Origin of the sequence: Achromobacter sp. Marseille-Q4954 (genome assembly GCF_943737025.1) — a bacterium.
GTDB classification, from domain to species: domain Bacteria; phylum Pseudomonadota; class Gammaproteobacteria; order Burkholderiales; family Burkholderiaceae_B; genus Achromobacter; species Achromobacter bronchisepticus_A.
In genome coordinates, this window is sequence record NZ_CALSFQ010000001.1 from 1,924,121 (window position 1) to 1,943,171 (window position 19,051).

Annotated in this window: 16 protein-coding genes; 2 read left to right on the top strand and 14 right to left on the bottom strand. The window is 66.4% G+C overall.

Features of this window, described 5'->3' with window-relative positions:
- Positions 1-7 precede the first annotated feature (7 nt).
- The 11 genes from NGK62_RS09015 to NGK62_RS09065 all read right to left on the bottom strand — a co-directional run bounded on the left by NGK62_RS09015 (position 8) and on the right by NGK62_RS09065 (position 12,667).
- Positions 8-583, bottom strand: coding sequence for a hypothetical protein (locus NGK62_RS09015; protein WP_251878080.1), 576 nt, complete (start codon positions 581-583; stop codon positions 8-10).
- Positions 584-695: 112 nt separating this feature from the next.
- Complete coding sequence (locus tag NGK62_RS09020; protein WP_251878081.1) at positions 696-1,676, bottom strand: Bug family tripartite tricarboxylate transporter substrate binding protein; 981 nt, start codon at positions 1,674-1,676, stop codon at positions 696-698.
- Positions 1,677-1,788: 112 nt separating this feature from the next.
- Complete coding sequence (otnI, locus tag NGK62_RS09025) at positions 1,789-2,574, bottom strand: 2-oxo-tetronate isomerase (protein ID WP_251878083.1); 786 nt, start codon at positions 2,572-2,574, stop codon at positions 1,789-1,791.
- A gap of 70 nt (positions 2,575-2,644) precedes the next feature.
- Positions 2,645-3,598 carry a hydroxymethylglutaryl-CoA lyase gene (locus NGK62_RS09030; RefSeq protein WP_059378042.1) on the bottom strand — a complete coding sequence of 318 codons (954 nt, stop codon included), beginning with the start codon at positions 3,596-3,598 and terminating at the stop codon, positions 2,645-2,647.
- 11 nt (positions 3,599-3,609) lie between these two features.
- Positions 3,610-4,800, bottom strand: coding sequence for a CaiB/BaiF CoA transferase family protein (locus NGK62_RS09035; RefSeq protein WP_059378044.1), 1,191 nt, complete (start codon positions 4,798-4,800; stop codon positions 3,610-3,612).
- 10 nt (positions 4,801-4,810) lie between these two features.
- Positions 4,811-5,533, bottom strand: coding sequence for an ABC transporter ATP-binding protein (locus tag NGK62_RS09040; protein WP_118931663.1), 723 nt, complete (start codon positions 5,531-5,533; stop codon positions 4,811-4,813).
- A 9-nt stretch (positions 5,534-5,542) separates the two neighbouring features.
- Positions 5,543-7,309 (bottom strand): branched-chain amino acid ABC transporter ATP-binding protein/permease, encoded by a 1,767-nt coding sequence (locus tag NGK62_RS09045; RefSeq protein ID WP_059378048.1) that lies wholly within the window; start codon positions 7,307-7,309, stop codon positions 5,543-5,545.
- Positions 7,306-8,220 (bottom strand): branched-chain amino acid ABC transporter permease, encoded by a 915-nt coding sequence (locus NGK62_RS09050; protein WP_118931661.1) that lies wholly within the window; start codon positions 8,218-8,220, stop codon positions 7,306-7,308. The genes NGK62_RS09045 and NGK62_RS09050 overlap by 4 nt, the downstream gene beginning before the upstream one ends.
- A 78-nt stretch (positions 8,221-8,298) precedes the next feature.
- Positions 8,299-9,501 (bottom strand): ABC transporter substrate-binding protein, encoded by a 1,203-nt coding sequence (locus NGK62_RS09055; RefSeq protein WP_118931660.1) that lies wholly within the window; start codon positions 9,499-9,501, stop codon positions 8,299-8,301.
- A gap of 43 nt (positions 9,502-9,544) precedes the next feature.
- Entirely contained in the window at positions 9,545-11,179 is a 1,635-nt protein-coding gene (locus NGK62_RS09060) for a GMC family oxidoreductase (protein ID WP_251878085.1), read from the bottom strand.
- 18 nt (positions 11,180-11,197) lie between these two features.
- Positions 11,198-12,667 (bottom strand): NAD-dependent succinate-semialdehyde dehydrogenase, encoded by a 1,470-nt coding sequence (locus NGK62_RS09065; RefSeq protein WP_251878088.1) that lies wholly within the window; start codon positions 12,665-12,667, stop codon positions 11,198-11,200.
- A 190-nt stretch (positions 12,668-12,857) separates the two neighbouring features.
- Here NGK62_RS09065 and NGK62_RS09070 point away from each other — a divergent pair, with 190 nt between their 5' ends.
- Positions 12,858-13,748 (top strand): LysR family transcriptional regulator, encoded by an 891-nt coding sequence (locus tag NGK62_RS09070; RefSeq protein ID WP_059378055.1) that lies wholly within the window; start codon positions 12,858-12,860, stop codon positions 13,746-13,748.
- Between the two features lie 95 nt (positions 13,749-13,843).
- On the opposite strand, the gene NGK62_RS09075 is transcribed toward NGK62_RS09070, so the two are convergent.
- Positions 13,844-15,868, bottom strand: coding sequence for a TonB-dependent receptor domain-containing protein (locus NGK62_RS09075; RefSeq protein ID WP_410469193.1), 2,025 nt, complete (start codon positions 15,866-15,868; stop codon positions 13,844-13,846).
- 242 nt (positions 15,869-16,110) lie between these two features.
- Here NGK62_RS09075 and NGK62_RS09080 point away from each other — a divergent pair, with 242 nt between their 5' ends.
- A complete protein-coding gene (locus NGK62_RS09080) occupies positions 16,111-16,818 on the top strand; it encodes a FadR/GntR family transcriptional regulator (RefSeq protein ID WP_059378058.1) in 708 nt (235 codons plus the stop codon).
- 36 nt (positions 16,819-16,854) lie between these two features.
- On the opposite strand, the gene otnK is transcribed toward NGK62_RS09080, so the two are convergent.
- Complete coding sequence (gene otnK, locus NGK62_RS09085) at positions 16,855-18,111, bottom strand: 3-oxo-tetronate kinase (protein ID WP_251878091.1); 1,257 nt, start codon at positions 18,109-18,111, stop codon at positions 16,855-16,857.
- Positions 18,108-19,016 (bottom strand): L-threonate dehydrogenase, encoded by a 909-nt coding sequence (ltnD, locus tag NGK62_RS09090; protein ID WP_251878093.1) that lies wholly within the window; start codon positions 19,014-19,016, stop codon positions 18,108-18,110. Before ltnD ends, otnK begins: the two co-directional genes overlap by 4 nt.
- Positions 19,017-19,051: the final 35 nt, after the last annotated feature.

The following is a 19,051-nucleotide window of genomic DNA, read 5'->3' on the forward strand; positions in this document are numbered from 1 at the left end:
GGCCGCTTCAGCCGAATCCGATCTCGCGCTGGGGCGGCGCCAGCGGGTCGAAGTCTTCCCAGTGGTTGTTGCGCCAGCGGCCGTTGGCGTGCTCCACGTCCACACCGCCGGCATCGCGCAGGATGCGGCACGCCAGCATTTCGCGCTGCGGCCGCGTGCGTACCGCGACCATCACGCCGGCCTGCCGGATCTCGGCATGGGAATCGGGATTGAAATGGCCATGCTGGGTGCTGCCGTGGCCCGTCACCCAAAGGGCGCCAAAGAGCGATCCCAGATAGGCGCCGACGCCGGCCGCGGCCAGGATCAGCGGCGTGGAATCGCTGATCTCGGACATCACGAACCCGCCAAACACCGCAAAACCTGCGCCCACCCCGCCCGCGCCCAGAAATGCGCCGATGTCGGCGCGTCCCGAGTCCGGGTCGGAGTGGCGGTCGCCGCCCAAGGGGTAGCGGCCATGCTCGCCGGCCGGATTGACGTAAAACGTATTGATGTCCCAGTCGGGAAAACCGCTGGCGGACAGGCGCTCGGCCGCGGCGTTCGCCGCTTCGAAACCCTCGAACCGGGCTGCTACGATCAGAGACATGATGTGCTCCTTGCCCGGGCTGCCGGGCAGGATGTACGTGTCTTTATCGTACGCCCGCGCCGCCTGCGCGCGCGCGCCGGTTACACCTTGCGGCGGCTGTTACCGGCCGCCGTCAGTTGGCGGAAATGTTCTTGCTCCGGATCACCGCCCCCCAGCGCTCGTATTCCTTGCGCGCATAGTCCGCGAAGGCCTGCGGCGTGCTGCCCGTGGGTTCCATGCCCTGCAGCTTCAACTGCTCGGCCACCTCCGGCGAACGCAAGGCCTGCGCGATGGCCAGGCTGAGCTTCTCCACCACTGGCGCTGGCGTGCCAGCGGGTGCCACCACGCCCTGCCAGGCGGCCGCCTCGAACGCCGGACCACCCGCCTCGGCGAAGGTCGGCACCTGCGGCAATTGCCCGGAACGCTGCGCCGCCGGCACCGCAATGGCGCGCAGCTTGCCCGCCTGGATCAAGGGCCGGGCGGCGGCCAGGTCGGCCATCATCATCGGCACCACGCCGGAAGCCACGTCCTGCAGGGCGGGCGGCGTGCCCTTGTAGGGAATGGCCGTGGCGCGGCCCTGGACGGTATCCAGGAACAGCTCCATGGCCAGGTGATGGGGGCTGCCCACGCCCAGGGACGCATAGCTGCCCGGCTGATCGCGCTTGAGGTAAGCCTTCACGTCGGCCAGCGTATGCATCTGGGAATCGGGCGACACCACCAGCACAATGGGCAGCGACACCAGCGTGGAAACCGGGGTCAGGTCCTTCCCCGGATCGTAGGGCAGCTTCTGGTACAGCCAGGGGTTCAGCGCCAGCGTGCTCATGCCGGCCGTCAGCAGGGTGTAGCCATCAGGCGCCGCGCGGGCGGTTTCCTGCGCGGCAACGATGGTGGCCGCGCCCGGACGATTTTCCACCACCACCGGCTGTCCCAGCGCGTCACCCACATGCTTGGCGACGATGCGGGTGGCGATGTCGCTGCCCCCGCCCGCGCTGAACGGCACCAGCCAGCGGATCGGATGATCGGGAAACCCTGCCGCCGCAGCCTGGCCCGGGACGATCGCAGCCCCTGCCAGCACCGCGGCCAGCAAGGCGCGATGCAGTGTGCCTTTGAACATGACGCGCTCTCCTCGCCTGCTTATTTATTTAACATATTAATGATTTATTATCGGGCCCGGCACGCAGGTACACACCACGGGAGAAACCCGAAGTCCGTGGACGCGGCACGGGTCAGGTGCGCGCGGCGGCAAGCCAGCGCAGGCCCGCCGACGTGCCGGCGGCCGGCCGATACTCGCAGCCTATCCAGCCGCCGTATTCCAGTTCGCGCAGCACGTTGAACACCCAGCCATAGTCCAGTTCGCCGCGGTCGGGCTCCTGGCGCAGCGGCACGCCGGCAATCTGCAGATGGCCGACCCGCCCGGTAGGCAGGTATTCGCGCAGCTTCATGGTGACGTCGCCCTCGACGATCTGGCAGTGGTAGAGATCCATCTGCACTTTCAGGTTGGACGCATTGACCGTCTGCACCACGGCATGCGCCTCGTCCTGGCGATTCAGGAAATAGCCGGGTATGTCGCGGGTATTGATGGGTTCGATCAGCACGGTGACCCCGGCCGAACGCGCCTGGCGCGCGGCCCAGTCCAGGTTCTCGCGATAGCAGTCCAGCATGGCCTCGCGCGACGCGCCGGGCTGGACCAGCCCCGCCATCACATGGAGATTCGGACAGGCCAGCGCCGTGGCGTAGGACAGCGCCTGTTCAATGCCCGCCTGGAATTCCGCCTGCCGGCCCGGCTGCGCGGCCAGTCCACGATCGCCGCGAGCGGCCACGCCAGGCGGCGCGTTGAAGAGCACCTGCGTCACGCCCGCCGCGTCCATGCGCTCGCGCACGAAGGCGGCCGGGGCCTCGTAGGGAAACATGCATTCCACGCCGGCGTACCCGTCCGCCGCGGCGGCCGCGTAGCGGTCCAGGAACGCGTGTTCCGTGTACATCATCGAAAGATTGGCGGCGAACTTCAACATGGCGGAGGCTCCGGACCGGACGGCATGCATGGAAATTAGCACAACCGCCCGCCCCGCCATCGCCGCGGCGCTAGGCGCCGAAGTCCGGCGCCGGGTGCAGGGTCAGCCGCGGTCCCGCCTTGAGCAGCTGGCTGGGAATGTCGTGCCCCACCAGCGCGGGCAAGGTCGCCGATACGCCAAGTATGGCGTCCAGGTCCACGCCGGTGTCATAGCCCATCAGTTCCAGCATGTGCACCAGTTCTTCAGTGCAGACGTTGCCGCTGGCGCCAGGCGCGTAGGGGCAGCCGCCCAACCCGCCCAGCGACGCGTCGAAGCGGTCGATGCCCGCCTCGATGGCCATCAGCGTATTGGCCAGCGCCATGCCGCGCGTATTGTGGAAGTGCATGGTGGTGATCAATCCCGGGAACAGCTTGCGAACCTCGCGCCCGATCTTGCCGACCTGCGTGGGAAAGGCCATGCCGGTGGTATCGCACAGCGTCACCCCGTCCACGCCTAACGCCGCGAAGCGCCCCACCAGTTCGAACACCTCGAAGGCATTGATGTCGCCTTCCATGGGGCAACCGAACACGGTGGACAGCGACACGTTGATGGCGACGCGGCTGCCGCGCACCGCATTGACCACATCGCTCAATTGCTCGAACGACTGCTCCCGCGTCATGCGCAGGTTGGCGCGGTTATGGGTCTCGCTGACCGACATCACCAGATTGACCTCGTCCACCTTGCACTCCAGCGCCCGCTGCGCGCCGCGCACGTTAGGCACCAGCACCGTGTAGACGACGTCCGGATTGCGCTCGATCTCGTGCATCACGATCTCGGCGTCGCGCAGGGCCGGAATGGCCTTGGGCGACGTAAACGACGTAGCTTCGATCTTGGCGAATCCGCTGGCGGACAGCCGGTTGATGAAGGCGATCTTGTCCTGCGTTTCGATGAACTGCTTTTCGTTCTGGAAGCCGTCGCGCGGCGCGACTTCCTGGATGTACAGCCGCGGGCGGCTGGCAGTGGTTTCGGGGTTGGTCATATTCATGGCCGCTATCCTCAGATGATGCCGCGCGTGCGCCAGTCCTGGCGCTGCGTCTCGCCGATGCCCAGGCCAGCCAGCACCTCGTCGGTGTCCTGGCCCAGGGCGGGCGCCGGGCTGCGCACTTCGCCCGGGGTTTCCGACAGCTTGGGCACGATGCCCGGCACCTGCACGGGCGTGCCGTCGGGCAGCGCGCCGTCCAGGATCATGCCGCGCGCCTGGTAATGCGGGTCGGCCGCGATGTCGGCCACGTCATAGATCTTGCCCGCGGGAATCTGCCCGTCATTCAGGCGCTCCAGCACCAGGTCCAGCGGATGCTGTCCGGTCCATTGCGAAATCGCGTCGTCCAGCATGACCACGTGCTTCACGCGTCCGGCGTTGTTTGCCAGTTCCGGCGCTTCGGCCAGGTCGGGCCGGCCGATCACGCCCATCAGGCGCTTGAAGATGCTGTCGCCATTGCCGGCAATCAGCACGTACTTGTTGTCCTGACAGCGGTAAGCATTGCTGGGCGCGATGCCCGGCAGGCTGCTGCCGGCCGGCTGGCGGATCTCGCCGAACACCGAATACTCGGGCAGCAGGCTCTCCATCATGTTGAAGACGGATTCATACAACGCCACGTCGATCATCTGGCCCGTGCCATTCTGGTCGCGCGCGCGCAGCGCCAGCAGGATGCCGATGACGCCGTGCAACGCTGACAACGAATCGCCGATGGACACGCCCACGCGCACCGGCGTGCGGTCGGGCTCGCCGCTCAGGTGGCGCAGTCCGCCCATGGCCTCGCCGATAGCGCCGAATCCGGGCAGATCGCGGTACGGACCGGTCTGACCGTAGCCGGACACGCGCAGCATCACCAGCCGCGGGTTGATGGCGCGCAGTTCTTCCCAGCCCAGGCCCCAACCTTCCATGGTGCCGGGCTTGAAGTTCTCGACCACCACGTCGATGTCCTTGACCAAGGCTCGGATCAGGTCCTGCGCTTCGGGCTTGCGCAGGTCCAGGCTGACCGATTTCTTGTTGCGCGACTGCACCTGCCACCAGACGGAAGTGCCGTCGTGGATCAGGCGCCAGTTGCGCAGCGGATCGCCCTTGCCGGGCGGTTCGATCTTGATGACCTCGGCGCCGAATTCGCCCAGCATCTTGGCGGCGAACGGTCCGGCGATCAGCTGGCCCAACTCCAGCACTCGGATACCGCTCAATGGTTTGGATGACATGATTGCCTCGTCAGCTCTTGTGTTTGCCCAGATAGGCCTCGCGCACGCGCTCGCTGGCCAACAACTCCTGGCCCGTGCCCTCCATCACAATGGAGCCCACTTCCAGGACATATGCGCGGTCGGAGATAGCCAACGCCTGGTTGGCCATCTGCTCGACCAGCAGGATCGTCATGCCGCGCTCTTTCAACGACTTGATGATCTTGAAGATCTCGGCCACGATCAGCGGCGCCAGTCCGAGCGACGGCTCGTCCAGCATCAGGATGCGCGGCTTGCTCATCAGGGCCCGGCAGATGGCCAGCATCTGCTGTTCGCCGCCAGAAAGCGTGCCCGCGTACTGCGCGCGGCGCTCTTTCAGGCGCGGGAACATCGCAAAGCACTGCTCGATCTCCGCAGCCAGTTCAGCGGGCGATTCCTTGCGCAGGAACGCGCCCAGCATCAGGTTGTCGTGGACGGTCTGGTCGGGGAATACCTGGCGCCCTTCCGGCACGTGGGCGATACCCAGCCCCACGCGCTTGTGCGCGCTGATCCCGCCCAGGTCCTGCCCGGCGAACGCGATGTCGCCGGTGGATTTCTCGATGCCCGACAGCGCGCGCATCATGGTGCTCTTGCCCGCGCCGTTGCCGCCGATGATGGTCACGATCTCGTTCGTGTCCACATGCAGCGACACCTGCTTCAGGGCATTGACGGCGCCATAGCTGACCGCCAGGTTCTTGATGTCGAGTAAACGGCTCATTGCGGTCTCCTATGCCGGCGCGCCCAGGTAGGCTTCGATGACTTTCGGATTCTCCTGGATGTGGTTCGGCAGGCCTGAGGCGATCTTCACGCCGTAATCCAGCACCACGATATGGTCGGAAATCGCCATGACCAGATCCATGTGATGCTCGATCAACAGGATGGTCAGGCCCATGTTCTTCAGCTTCACGATCAGGTCCGTCAGCTGGTCGGTTTCCGCGGGATTCAGGCCGGCGGCAGGCTCGTCCAGCAGCAACAGGTCCGGCATGGCCGCCACCGCGCGGGCGATTTCCAGGCGGCGTTGCAGGCCGTAGGGCAGGCTGTTGGCGGCCTCGTCCGCGTAGCGGTCCAGTTCGAAGAACTTGAGGATGGCGTAGGCCTGGCGGCGGATGCGTCGCTCTTCCGCCAGGCTGCCGGGCAGGCCCAGCAGGTTGGAGAAGAAGCTGGATTGCTGCACCCGATAGAAGCCCACCATCACGTTCTGCAGGGCGCTCAGCCCGTCGAACAGCTTCAGGTTCTGGAACGTGCGGCCGATGCCCGACGCAGCAATCTCATTGGGCGACAGGCCCACCATCTGGCGGTTCTTGAAGCGGATGCTGCCGGCGTCCGGCGCCACCAGGCCCGACAGCAGGTTCAGCGTGGTGGTCTTGCCGGCGCCGTTGGGACCGATCAGCGACACGACGGAACCGCGCTCCAGCGAGAACGACACCTTGTTGGTCGGCACCACGCCGCCGAAGGCCTTGTACAGGTCCTTCACTTCCAGGAAGCCGGACGCCGCGCCGCCATGGTCGGCAGGAGGCGCCGGCGTCCAATCGGCCGCGCCCGCCTCGGCGGCCAGCGCCTCGCGCTGGCCGCGCTTGGGCAGCACCTTGGCCAACAGGCCAGCCAGTCCTTCCGGCATGGCGTACAGCGCGAACAGCAGGATCAGGCCGTAGGCGAAATGCTGCACTTCCGGCCAGCGCGCCAGCATGGCGTCGATCACCGTCAGCACCACGGCGCCCAGGAAGGAGCCCGCCGGCGTACGGCCGCCGAACAGCACCAGCACCAGGAAAAACACCGACAAGTTGAAATTGACGAAGTCCGAATTGATGTACTGGTTCTGCTGCGCCACCAGGCCGCCCGCGATGCCGCAGGTGATGGCGCTGATGGCGAAGGCCAGGATCTTGAAGCGGTAGACGCTGATGCCCACGCTCTCGGCCGCAATTTCAGAGGTGCGCACCGCAGCAAAGCCGCGGCCGAAACGGCCGTTCAACAGCAGCGAGGTCATGGCGTGCAGCGCCAGGCCCAACACCACGACCACCACCACCCACTGGCGGCTGTCCAGCGTGGCGCCGCCGAAGGTCAGGCCGGTGATGCCGTAGAAGCCTTCCTGGCCCTTGAACACGTCGGTCCATTCGGACACGATCTTCTCGATCAGCAGGCCGAAGGCGATGGTCACCATCGCCAGGCTCGGCCCCTTGACCTTCAGCGCCGGGATGGCGATCACCACGCCGAAGACCGCGGACACAACCGCGGCGCAGCCCAGCGCCAGCCAGGGATCGACCTGGTAATTCACGGTCAGGAGCGCCACCGTATAGGCGCCCACGCCGAACAGGCCGGCATGGCCCAGCGATTTCTGGCCGGTCTGGCCGACCAGGATGTTGAAACCGGTGGCAGCGATGTAATAGACCCCGATGTTGAACAGGATCAACAGATAGAAGTCATTCAGGCCCGAATAGGCGTAGCCGATGGCAAGCGCCGCGATGACCAGCGGAATGAGAATCTTGGAGAGCTTCATACTTTCTCCGCGTGCACGCGGCCGAGGATGCCGGCCGGGCGGAAATACAGCACCACGATGATCAGCGCGAACACGGCGATTTCGCGCAGGTTCGAATACCAGAGGCCGATCAGCGATTCCAGCAACCCGATCAGAAAGCCGCCAAAAATGCAGCCGCGCGGATTCTCCAGCCCACCCAGGATCGCGGCCGAAAAGGCCTTGAGCGACAACAGCGTGCCCACGAATACCGAGGCGGTCGCAATCGGCGCCACCATCACGCCGGCGATCGCGGCCAATGCCGAACTGATCGCGAACACGGCGATCGCCACCGCGTTGGCATTAATGCCCATCAAGCTCGCGGCGGTCTTGCTGAACGCCACCGCGCGCACTGCCTTGCCCATCTTGGTCTTGTGCAAGACCCAATCGAACACGATCATCAGCGCCAGCGTGGTGCCGAAAACCAGGATCTCCTGCGGCCGCACGCCGGTCCCCAGGACCGTGATGATGCCCTCGCCCAGCGGCGAAGCCACTGCTATCGGCGCCGGTCCCCAGACCAGCAGCGCCAGGTTCTGGATGATGATGCCAAAGCCGATGGTGCTCATCACCCAGGACAGGCCCGCCTCGCCCACGAAGTGGCGGATGGCGGTGATGTAGAGCACGTAGCCGAGCAAGCTCAGGACCAGCATGGCGGCCAGCAGGGCGAACAGGAACGTGCCCCAGGTCACGTCCTCCGGATTTGGAAAGCCGATCAGCTTGCCCTGGCTGACCAGCAGGATGGCGCTGATGCCGATCAGGCCGGCCAGCGCCAGGAACGCACCCTGTCCGAAGTTGAAGGTCTTGGTCGTGGTGTACGTGATGCTGAACCCGAATGCGACCAGGGCATAGACGCTGCCCATGGCCAACCCGCTCAAGATGGCTTGTAGTATTTGCATGCTGGATGCCCCCCTATTGACGACTCCCCGGCGCGCCGCGGCGCACCGGGGAGAGATCTTTCTCGTTGCCGCGCCGTCTTACAGCTTCAGGTCTTCCGGCTTGATCGCGCGGGTGTATTCGTCATCCACCGACACCACCTTGCCGTCGATCCAGCGCACCAGGCGGAAGTCCTTCACCGACAGGGCTTCGTGGTTTTCCGCGGTGAACGGCTTCTCGTAGGTCTTGATGACGCCCTTGGCCTGCGCCAGGTTCTGCAGCGCGGCCTGCACGGCTTCGCCTTCGGTCGACTTGGCCTGCTCCATGGCCGCGGCGATCAGCTTGACGGAGTCATAGGCCTGCGCGGCCATGACGTAGGTCGGCACGCGGCCGTCGCGCTTCATCAGCGTGTCGTACAGCGCCTTGGACTCGGGCGAGGAGTCTTCGGTGATCGACGCCGTGAAGATCATCTTGCTGGCCAGCTCGGGGCCGGCGATGCGCAGGAACGGCGAGCTCAGGTTGGCCCAGGAGGCCAGCGTGGTCGGGAAGTAGCTGATCTTCTCCAGGCTGCGCATGACGTGCGCGTTGGAATCCGCCAGCGCATAGACGATCAGCGTGTCGGCGCCCGAGCTCTTGATCTTGTTCAGCTGCGACGACATGTCCGTGTCCTTGGGACCGAACTTCTCGTTGGCCACGGGCGTGATCTTGTGCAGGGCCAGGATCTCGACCGCGTCCTTGGCGCCTTGCTGGCCGTAGCCGGTGGTGTCGGCAATGATGGCGACCTTGCCGTTCTTGCTGGCGCGGGCGGCGTAAGCCGCCAGCAGCGCGATCTGGTCGCGATCGCGCATGGACACGCGGAACACGTAGTTCGGCGGCGACTTGGCATAGCGGCCGGTGATGTCGGTGGCAGTGGCTACCGGCGAGATCGTCGGGATCTTCTTCTGCTGCACCAGATGCAGCCAGGCCAGCATATTGCCGGAGTTGACCCCGCCCAGCATGGCGTTGACCTTGACGTTGTCGACCAGTTCGTTGGTGTTCTGGATGGCCTTGGGCGGCGCGCCCACGTCGTCGCGCTCAACGATGACGACCTTCTTGCCCAGCACGCCGCCGGCCGCGTTCAGCTCGTCGGCCGCTTGACGCGCGCCGGCCAGGGCCGAAATGCCGAAGTCCGCCGAGCCAGTGGCCGACATGTCGCTGTTGAAGCCGATCTTGATGTCGTCGGCCAGCGCGGCGCCGCTGGCGCCCGCCAACGCCGCCGCCAGCAGCAGGGATTTCATGGTCTTGGGGAAATGTTTGAAGTACATCTTGTCTCCTTCTGGATCACTCTGGTGACCGCTGATTGGCAATTCAGGATTGTTTGATGAGGTCGGCGGCCTTGTTGCCGATCATCATGGTGGCCGCGCAGATATTGGCGGACGGCATGGCCGGCATCACCGAGGAATCGATGACGCGCAGGTTGCCCACGCCATGCACCCGCAGCTGAGGGTCGACCACCGCGTACTTGTCATCGGCCCGGCCCATGCGGGCCGTGCCGTTGACGTGATAAGACGACACGCCATAGCGGCGCGCGAAGTCCAGCAATTCGGAATCGGATTCGCACAGCGGGCCGGGCAGCACCTCGCTGTCGAAGTAAGGCGCCAGGGCCTGTGAACGCAGCAGCTGGCGCGCCAGCCGGATACCGCGCACCAACGTCATCTGGTCGCGCTCGTTCTCCAGGTAGTTGGCCAGGATCACGGGGTCCTGCAGCGGGTCCGCCGAACGGATGCGCACCTGGCCGCGGCTTTCGGGCCGGTGCTGCCAGACGCCCGCTGTCATGCCGGGGAAGTCATCCAGCATGCCCACATAGCCTTCCTTGTAGCTGGCCGGCGTGAACACGCCCTGCAGGTCGGGCAAGACGAGGTCAGGCGTGGACTTCCAGAAGTAATGCAGCAGCGACGGACTCAGGGCCATGATGCTGGGACGCTTCATCATCCAGCGGCTGATCTGGCCGGCCAGGCTCAGACCCTTGACCAGCTGGTTCATGGTCTGGCTGTTCTTCACGCGCGCCACGACCCGCACCGAATAATGGTCACTCAGGTTCTCGCCCACGCCCGGCAGGTCGCACACCACGTCGATATTGTGCTGGCGCAGCAGGTCCGCCGGCCCCAGGCCCGACAGCTGCAGCAGCTTGGGCGTGTTGATCGCGCCGCAGGACACGATCACTTCCCGACGAGCACGCACCGCGCGGACCTGCGAAGGACGCGCCGGGTGGCAATAGGCCACGCCGGCAGCTTTGCCGCCATCGAACAGGATGCGCGTCGCCTGCGCGTAGGTACGCACTTCCAGGTTCTTGCGGCCCATGGCGGGCTTGAGGAAGCACTTGGCCGTGCTCATGCGCCAACCGCGGTCGATGGTGCGCTGGAAGTAGCCCACGCCGGCCTGATCCGCGCCGTTGTAATCGGGGTTGCGCGGGATGCCCTGTTCCACCGCGCCGGCAATGAAGGCCTCGCAAAGCGGATGGATCCAGTCTATGTCCGTGACCGGCAGCTCGCCCTTGCGGCCGCGGTAGCGGTCGTCGCCGCCCACGCGCCGTTCCATGGACTTGAAGTACGGCAGCACTTCGTCGTAGGACCAGCCGCTGTTGCCCAGCGCGGCCCAGTGGTCGAAGTCGGCCGCCTGGCCGCGGTTGTAGACCAGGCCGTTGATGGAAGTCGACCCGCCCAGGGTTCGGCCCTGCGGAATCGGCACGCGCCGTCCGTTGGTCTGCGCCGTACCTTCGCTGGAGAACTGCCAGGCGTACTTCTTGTTGAATACCGCCTTGATGAAGCCTGCGGGTATGTGCAGGTAGGGACTGCGGTCCGGCGGGCCGGCCTCCAGCACGCAGACCGTCGAGCCGTCCGCGCTCAGGCGGTTGGCCAGGATGGAACCGGCCGCGCCGGATCCCACGATCACATAATCGAACTGATCCGCGTCGCGGAGGGAGGGCTGCTGTGCTTGGCTCATGTCTGGAATCCGCGGGCGTCAGGGAATCGCGTTGAACGACTTGCCGGCAAGGCAGACGTACTTGATTTCCAGGAACTCTTCGATGCCGTACTTGGAGCCCTCGCGGCCCACGCCCGACTCCTTGATGCCGCCAAAGGGCCCGACCTCGTTGGACACGGCGCCGGTGTTCACGCCGACGATGCCGTACTCCAGCCCTTCCATCATGCGCCAGACCCGTTCCAGGTTGGCGGTGTAGAAATAGGCGGCCAGGCCCGAGGCGCTATCGTTGGCCCGCGCCAGCACGGCGGCTTCGGACTCGAAGGTGCTGATACCCACCACCGGGCCGAAGATCTCTTCGTGCGCCAGTTCCATGGCGTCCGTGATGCCGGCCAGCAGGGTCGGCTCATACAGCAGCGAGCCGGGCTCGCGCAGCTTGCCGCCTGCCAAGAGGTGTGCGCCGCGCGCCGTGGCGTCGTCCACCAGGCGGGCCACCTTGTCCACGGCGCGCTGGTCGATCAGCGGCCCCTGGGTAACGCCCTCTTCCAGCCCGCCGCCCACCTTCATGCGGCGCATTTCCGCCAGCAGCTTGTCATTGAAGGCGTCGGCGACCCTGGCGTGGACATAGACGCGGTTGGCGCAGACGCAGGTCTGGCCCGCGTTACGGAACTTGGAAAGGACCAGGCCTTGCACGGCCTCGTCCAGGTCGGCATCCTCGAACACGATGAAGGGCGCGTTGCCGCCCAGTTCCAGCGACAGCTTCTTGATGTTGGAGGCGCTCTGCTGCATCAGCAGCCGACCCGTCTGGGTGGACCCGGTGAAGGTCAGCTTGCGCACCGTGGGGTTCTGCGTCAGTTCCGTGCCGATTGGCGCGGGGTCTCCAATGACCACGTTGAGCACGCCGGGCGGTATGCCGGCCAGCTCGCCCAGCCAGGCCAGCGCCAGCGCGGTGAACGGCGTCAGTTCGGATGGCTTGAGCACCACCGTGCAGCCGGCGGCCAGCGCCGGGCTGACCTTGCGCGTGACCAGGGCCGACGGAAAGTTCCAGGCGATGATGGCCGCGCATACGCCCACGGGCTGGCGGATGGCCAGCATGCGCTGGTCGCCTCGCGTATGCGGCAGCACGTCGCCGTAGACGCGCTTGGCCTCTTCCGCGAACCATTCGACGAAGGACAAGGCGTAATTCAGTTCGCCGCGGGCCTCGGCCAGCGGCTTGCCCTGCTCCAGCGTCAGCAGCAGCGCCAGGTCGTCGGCATGCGCCTCGATCAGGGCATGCCATTTGCGCAGGATGGCACCGCGCTCCTTGCCCGTCCTGGCCCGCCAGGCCGGCAGGGCGTCATCGGCGGCCGCGATGGCGCGGGCCGTCTCGGCCTGGCCCAGATTGGGCACCGTGCCCAGTACGCTGGCGTCAAAGGGATTGCGCACCGTGATGGTGGCGCCGTTGTCGGCGTCGCACCAGGCGCCGCCGATGTAGGCCTGCTGCCGCAGCAGCTGGCTATTCTGCAGATTCATTTGTCTCGCGCTCCATCCATCATGCTCCGCACCGTCCGCGCTTGGGCCGTGCGAAATTTTTTGGGGAGGATAGCCCTGGCGCCCGCCTGCGCAACAGCAGTCATTAGCGATGCCGCCATCACCATCCGCGATGACAAGCCCGCCCATGGCTACAATGGAACCTCTCGTCCGCTTTCCCGCCCGTCCCGCCATGCGTCTCGACCCCACCTCCCTCAAGCTCTTCATCAGCGTGGTCGAGCAAGGCACCATCGCCGCGGCGGCCGAACACGAGCACATCGCCGCGGCCGCCATCAGCAAGCGCATCAGCGAACTGGAAGAGAACCTCAAGATCCGGCTGCTCATCCGCACCAACAAGGGCATCCGCCCCACGCCGGCCGGCGTCGCGCTGTCCACCATGGCGCGGCGCGCGCTGCATGAACTCGATGAAATCTCGGTGCACATGCGCGACTACTCGCGCGGCCTGCGGGGCTTCATCCGGGTACACGCCAATATTTCCGCGATCACCCAGTTCCTGCCTCAGGACATCAAGCTCTTCCTGAACGACTACCCCAACGTGCAAGTCGATCTGGAAGAAAAGATCACCTCGACCATCATCAAATCGGTCGCCGAGAACGCGGCGGACGTGGGCATCTTTTCGGGCACCGCGCCGGACCACGACGTCGAGATCCACCCCTACCGCGAAGACACGCTGGCGCTGGTGGTGCCCGCTGACCACCCGCTGCAGGACAGGCCCGGCTTTCGTTTCGCCGACGCGCTGGAATACGACTTCGTGGGGCTGCACCGCGGCAGCGCCATCAACCGCATCCTCTCCAACGCCGCCAGCGATGAAAAGCGCAACATCCAGCTCAAGGTGCAGGTCACTGGCTTCGACGCGCTGTGCTTCATGGTGAACTCTGGGCTGGGCATAGGCGTGCTGCCGCTGGACATCGCGCGCCGCTACTCGGCCATGTTCGACATCCGCATCATTCCCCTGACCGAACCCTGGGCACGACGGCAGATCCAGATCTGCGTGCGCTCCTTCGACGCCCTGCCGACCGCCGCCAAGCTCTTCGTAAACCATCTGAGCAAGCGCCAGCCCTGAGCGGACGCCGTGGAACCGGTCCCTGCATCGGCGCGCGTGCAAAAAAAAACGGAGACGGGGTTGCCGTCTCCGCTGCTGCTGTGTGTTTCCGAGCCTCAGTACGTCATGCGCACGCCCAGCAGCACACTGCGCCCGGGCAGCGGCGCCACCGTCGAAATGAAGGAGGCATGGTTGTACGCCAGCTTGTTCAGCAGGTTGGTGCCGCGCAGGTAGACCTCATAGCCCGTGGCGCCATACTGGCCGCGATAGGCCACCACCGCATTGACCATGTTGTAGCCAGGCGTGCTTTCCTCGTAGGCGGCGATGTCCTTCTGCGCAAACACGCGCGCGTATTCGACGCCGCCCGACCACTGCTGCCACTTCATATCGGCGCGCACACCGGCGCGCGCTGCCGGGATGCGCGGCAGGTTGCCGTCGCCGCCCGTCAGTTTGCCGCGCACATAGTCGCCGAACACCGCGGCCGAGAACACCGGGGTGAACTGGTGGCGCAGTTCGCCTTCCACGCCCGTGAACTCCGCGTCGCGCTGGGTGTACTCGATCAGGCGGAAATCCTCGTAGCGGTCCAGCGTGTTGGCGTAGATGTAGTTCTTCACCCGGTTATGGAACACGCTGGCCGAGAACGTCGTGTCGCCGGAATGCTTGCGCAGGGTCAGGTCGATGTTGTGCGAGGTCTCGCGGCCCAGGTCCGGATTGCCCAGTTCGTAGGTGTTGGTGGCCAGGTGCACGCCGTCCGCATACAGTTCCTGCGCGGTGGGCAGGCGCTGCGAGCGCGACAACGACAGGGCCACGGAATACTGCGGCGCGAAGTCCCAGATGGCCGCGGCCGACAATGACGTACCGGACAGGCTGCTGCGTTGCGCGCCGCCCGTGGGCGAGATGCGCTGCCAGTCCTGCCGCGCGCCCAGCTCGAAGCGCCAGTCGTTCAGTTGGTACTCCTCCAGCACGAACAGGCCGTAAGAGCGCGTCTTGCTGCGCGGCAGGAAGGCCTCTTCGCCATCGGCGCGGAAATCGCTATAGGCATTCTGCACGCCCACCACCCCGCGCCAGCCTGCGATGGGCTTGTGCTGCATTTCCACGCGCAGGTCGTAGCCCTTGTTCTTGAAGCGGGTACCCACCTCGCCGCCTTCGATTTCGTCATGCTGGTAGTCGGTCAGGCCGCCACGCACGCGGATTTTCTCGAAGCCAGCGAACGGATCCTGGTACTCGGCGCGCAGATCGAGGCGGTTGCTGCGCAGCTTCACGTAAGGCACGCCGCCGTGTTCGTGCTCGTGGTCGTGATCGTGGCCGTCTTCGTCGTGGCCATGATCATGGCCGCCGCAATGCAAGTGCGTGCCATGCGGGTGGCACCCTTCGTATTCGTGGTTGTGTCCGGGCAGGCCGTACTTGCTTTCCAGATGCGTGAACGCCAGGCCGACGTAGCCGCGCGGCGTAATCCAGGACATGCCCACCGTGCCCTGCGTCGACTCGCTGTACGAGCCCTCCAGCTTGCCGCCCGGCCAGTCGGGCACGTCGTAGTCGCTGGTGCGGCGCTTCAGGCCCTCCACGCGCACGGCGAACTGCCCCTCGCCCGCGGTAATGCCGACCGCGCCCGCACGTTCCTTGGTGCCCGTGGCGCCGCGCAGTTCGGCCTCGGCCTCGATGCCCTTCTCCGGCACCGCCGTCGGGATCTTCTTGTCCACCACATTGACCACGCCGCCGATCGCGCCGCCGCCATACAGCAGCGTAGCCGGACCGCGCAGCACTTCGATGCGTTCGGCCAGCAGCGGCTCCACGGTCACGGCATGGTCGGGAGAAATGCTGGACGCGTCCATGACCTCGGAACCGTCGGACAGCACCTTCACGCGCGGCGCGGTCTGCCCGCGGATCACGGGGCGGCTGGCGCCGCCGCCGAAGGTGTCGCTGTTAACGCCGGGCAGATTCTTCAGCGTGTCGCCCAGGGTGCCGTTGCGCTGTTCGATCAGCGCGTCGCCTTCCAGCACCGAAGCCGGCAAGGTGGTGCTGTTCAGGTCCAGCCCCAGCGGGTTGGCGGAAACCGTGATCGGCGCCAGGGTTCTGGCGGCCGAACGTTCCGCGGCGGCTTCCGCAGCTTCGTCGGCCTGCGCGGCGGGCGCGGCCAGCATCAACGCGCAGACCAGAGGCTTCAGCGCGCCCCGGCGCCCCGCCCGCAGGGCAACCCTGCCGCCGCGTTCTCTCTGCCACCCCAGTTTCTTGCCATTCATCATCGCCCTCTTTCAAATGTTATAACGTACCAAATAATTGGCGAATGATATAACATTTCGAAAATGGCGCAAGCTTGGGGACGCCGTGAATCCGCCGCCGCGGCTCATGGCCGGGCCGGCGCGGGCGCGCGTATCATAGGGCGATGGTGTTCCCCCGACTCCCGACTCCTCCCACGCTGACCGACACGGTCGCCAAGCGCCTGCTCGCCGAGATTGACGAGGGTCGCGTGCCGCCCGGGGAAAAATTGCCCACGGAGACCGCGTTGGCCGAACAATTCGGCGTCAGCCGCACGGTCATCCGCGAAGCGGTTTCGCGGCTGCGGCAGGACGGTATCGTCGAAGCGCGGCAAGGCAGCGGCGTGTACGTCACCGGCCACGCCGGCAACCGCGCCCTGCGCATCGATGCGGCCGACCTGTCCTCGCTGGACGCCGTGCTGCATATCGTGGACCTGCGCCGCGCGCTGGAAACCGAGATCGCCGCGCAAGCCGCGGCAGTGCGGAAAAAGCAGGACATGGCGGAGATCGACGCCGCGCTGGCCGCCATTTCGCAGGCGGTGGAAAACGGCGGCGACGGCGTGCAGGAAGACGTGGCCTTCCATCGCAGCATCGCCCGCGCCACCGGCAATCCCTATTTCCTGACGACCCTGGCCTTCGTCAGCCAGTTCCTGGAAGCGGCCACACGCGTCACGCGCGCCAACGAGGCCCGCCACGCCAGCCTGATGCGCGACGTGCTGCAGGAACACGTCGCCATCGTCGAAGCCATACGCAGCAAGGACGTGGACGGCGCGCGCGAGGCCGCACGCATCCATATGGTGAACGCGGCCAAGCGCTTGAGCCAGGCGCACCGCTAGGCGGGAAAGCCGCGGCGCGCGCGCTGCGGCCGGCGCCTAGCCGAATGCCTTGATGAAGAAATCCCGCGTGCCGAAATTGCCTGATTTCAGCGCGATGCTGATGTCGCCTTGCGCCGCGGGCGCATGGCCGGAACACCAGGGCACGCCGGGATCGATCTGCTCGCCAATGACGATCTGCTGCAATCCCAAGGCCTGTACCACCGCCCCCGAGGTCTCGCCGCCCGCCACGATCAGTTGCCGCACGCCGCGTTCGACCAGGCCCGCCGCGATGCGCGCAATGGCGTCCTCGATCATGGCGCCCGCGCGCGCGGCGCCGAGTTCGCTCTGCGCCTGCCGCACCTGCCCGGGCTGAGCGGTGGAGTAGATCAGCACCGGGCCGTCATGCATGCGCGCATCGGCCCAGGCCAGCGCCTCTCCCACGACGTCGTGGCCCGCCGCCAGCCGCAACGGATCCAGCGCCAGCGCCGGCCGGCCGCTTTCCATGAACGCGGCCACCTGGCCATTGGTCGCCGCCGAGCAACTACCCGCGACCACTGCCTGCAAACCGGGCGCGCGCGGTTGCCGCGCGTCTGCGGACGCCGCCGTCAGACCCCAGTTTCCGGGCAGTCCGATCGCCACGCCCGAACCCGCCGTCACCAGCGGCATGCCGGCAAGCGCGGGTCCCAAAGCCAGCAGGTCGGCATTGGACACGGCATCCACGATCGCGATCTCCACCCCCTGCGCCCGCAACTCCCGGATGCGGGCGCGGATGGCCTCGCTGCCGCGCGCCACGACGCTGTAGTCGATCAGCCCGACGCGGCGCGAAGTCTGCGCGGACAACACGCGCACCAGATTGGGATCGGTCATGGGCGTCAGCGGATGGTGCTGCATCCCCGATTCGTTCAGCAGCACGTCGCCCGCGAACAGATAGCCCTTGAACACCGTGCGCTTGTTGTCCGGAAAGGCCGGCGTGGCGATGGTGAAATCCGTGTCCAGCCGCGTCATCAGCGCATCCGCGACCGGTCCGATGTTGCCCTCGGGCGTGCTGTCGAAGGTGGAGCAATACTTGAAGTAGATCTGTTCCGCACCCTGCGCCAGCAACCAGTCCAGCGCCGCCAGCGACTGCGCCACGGCCTCGGCCGCGGGCAGCGTGCGGGTCTTGAGCGCGACCACCACCGCATCCGCCTCGCCGCGCAGGGGTTCGCCAGGAACGCCTATGGTCTGCACCGTGCGCATGCCGGCGCGCACGAGGTTGTTGGCCAGATCGGTGGCGCCGGTGAAGTCATCGGCGATGCAGCCCAGTTTGATGCTCATGTGGCCTCCGGCAAGGCGATGCCCGGGAATATCTTGATGACCGCGCTGTCGTCCTCGCGGCCGTGGCCGGCGCTGGAGGCCTGCATGAACATCTGATGCGCGGTGGAAGCCAGCGGCAAGGGAAAGCGGGTATGCCGGGCGGTGTCCAGCACCAGTCCCAAGTCCTTGACGAAGATGTCGACCGCGGACAGCGGCGTATAGTCGCCCGCCAGCACATGGGCCATGCGGTTCTCGAACATCCAGCTGTTGCCCGCGCTGTGCGTGATCACTTCATACAGGGCGTCCGCGTCCACGCCCTCGCGCAGGCCCAGCGCCATGGCTTCCGCCGCAGCGGCGATGTGCACGCCCGCCAGCAGCTGGTTGATGATCTTGACCTTGCTGCCCGCGCCGGCGCGATCGCCCAGGCGGTAGACCTTGCCGGCCATGGATTCCAGCACCGCGCCGCAGGCGGCGTAAGCCGCCGCGCGGCCCGCAGTCATCATGGTCATCTCGCCGGAGGCCGCGCGCGCGGCCCCGCCCGAGATGGGCGCATCCAAGTACAGGATGCCCTGCGTTTCGAGCCGCGCCTCCAGCGCGATGGACCAGTTGGGATCCACGGTGGAACACATCACGAACACCGCCCCCGGGCGCAGCGCGGCGGCCAGGCCGCCGTCCCCGTACAGCACCTCCTCGGTCTGCTGGGCATTGACGACCACACTGATGACGATGTCGCAGGCGGCCGCCATGTCGGCCAGGGTGGCGCAGGCCACGCCGCCCTGCGCCGCGAACGCCGCGCAAGCTTCCTGGCGGACGTCGAACACGTGCACGTCGTGGCCGGCCCGGCGCAGGCTTTGCGCGATGCCCGCGCCCATGGCGCCGAGGCCGATGACGCCGACGCGGCGGGAGGGGGTTTGAGGATTGCTCATATCGTTGGCGGTCCCGGCTACGGTAGGAATGGAGA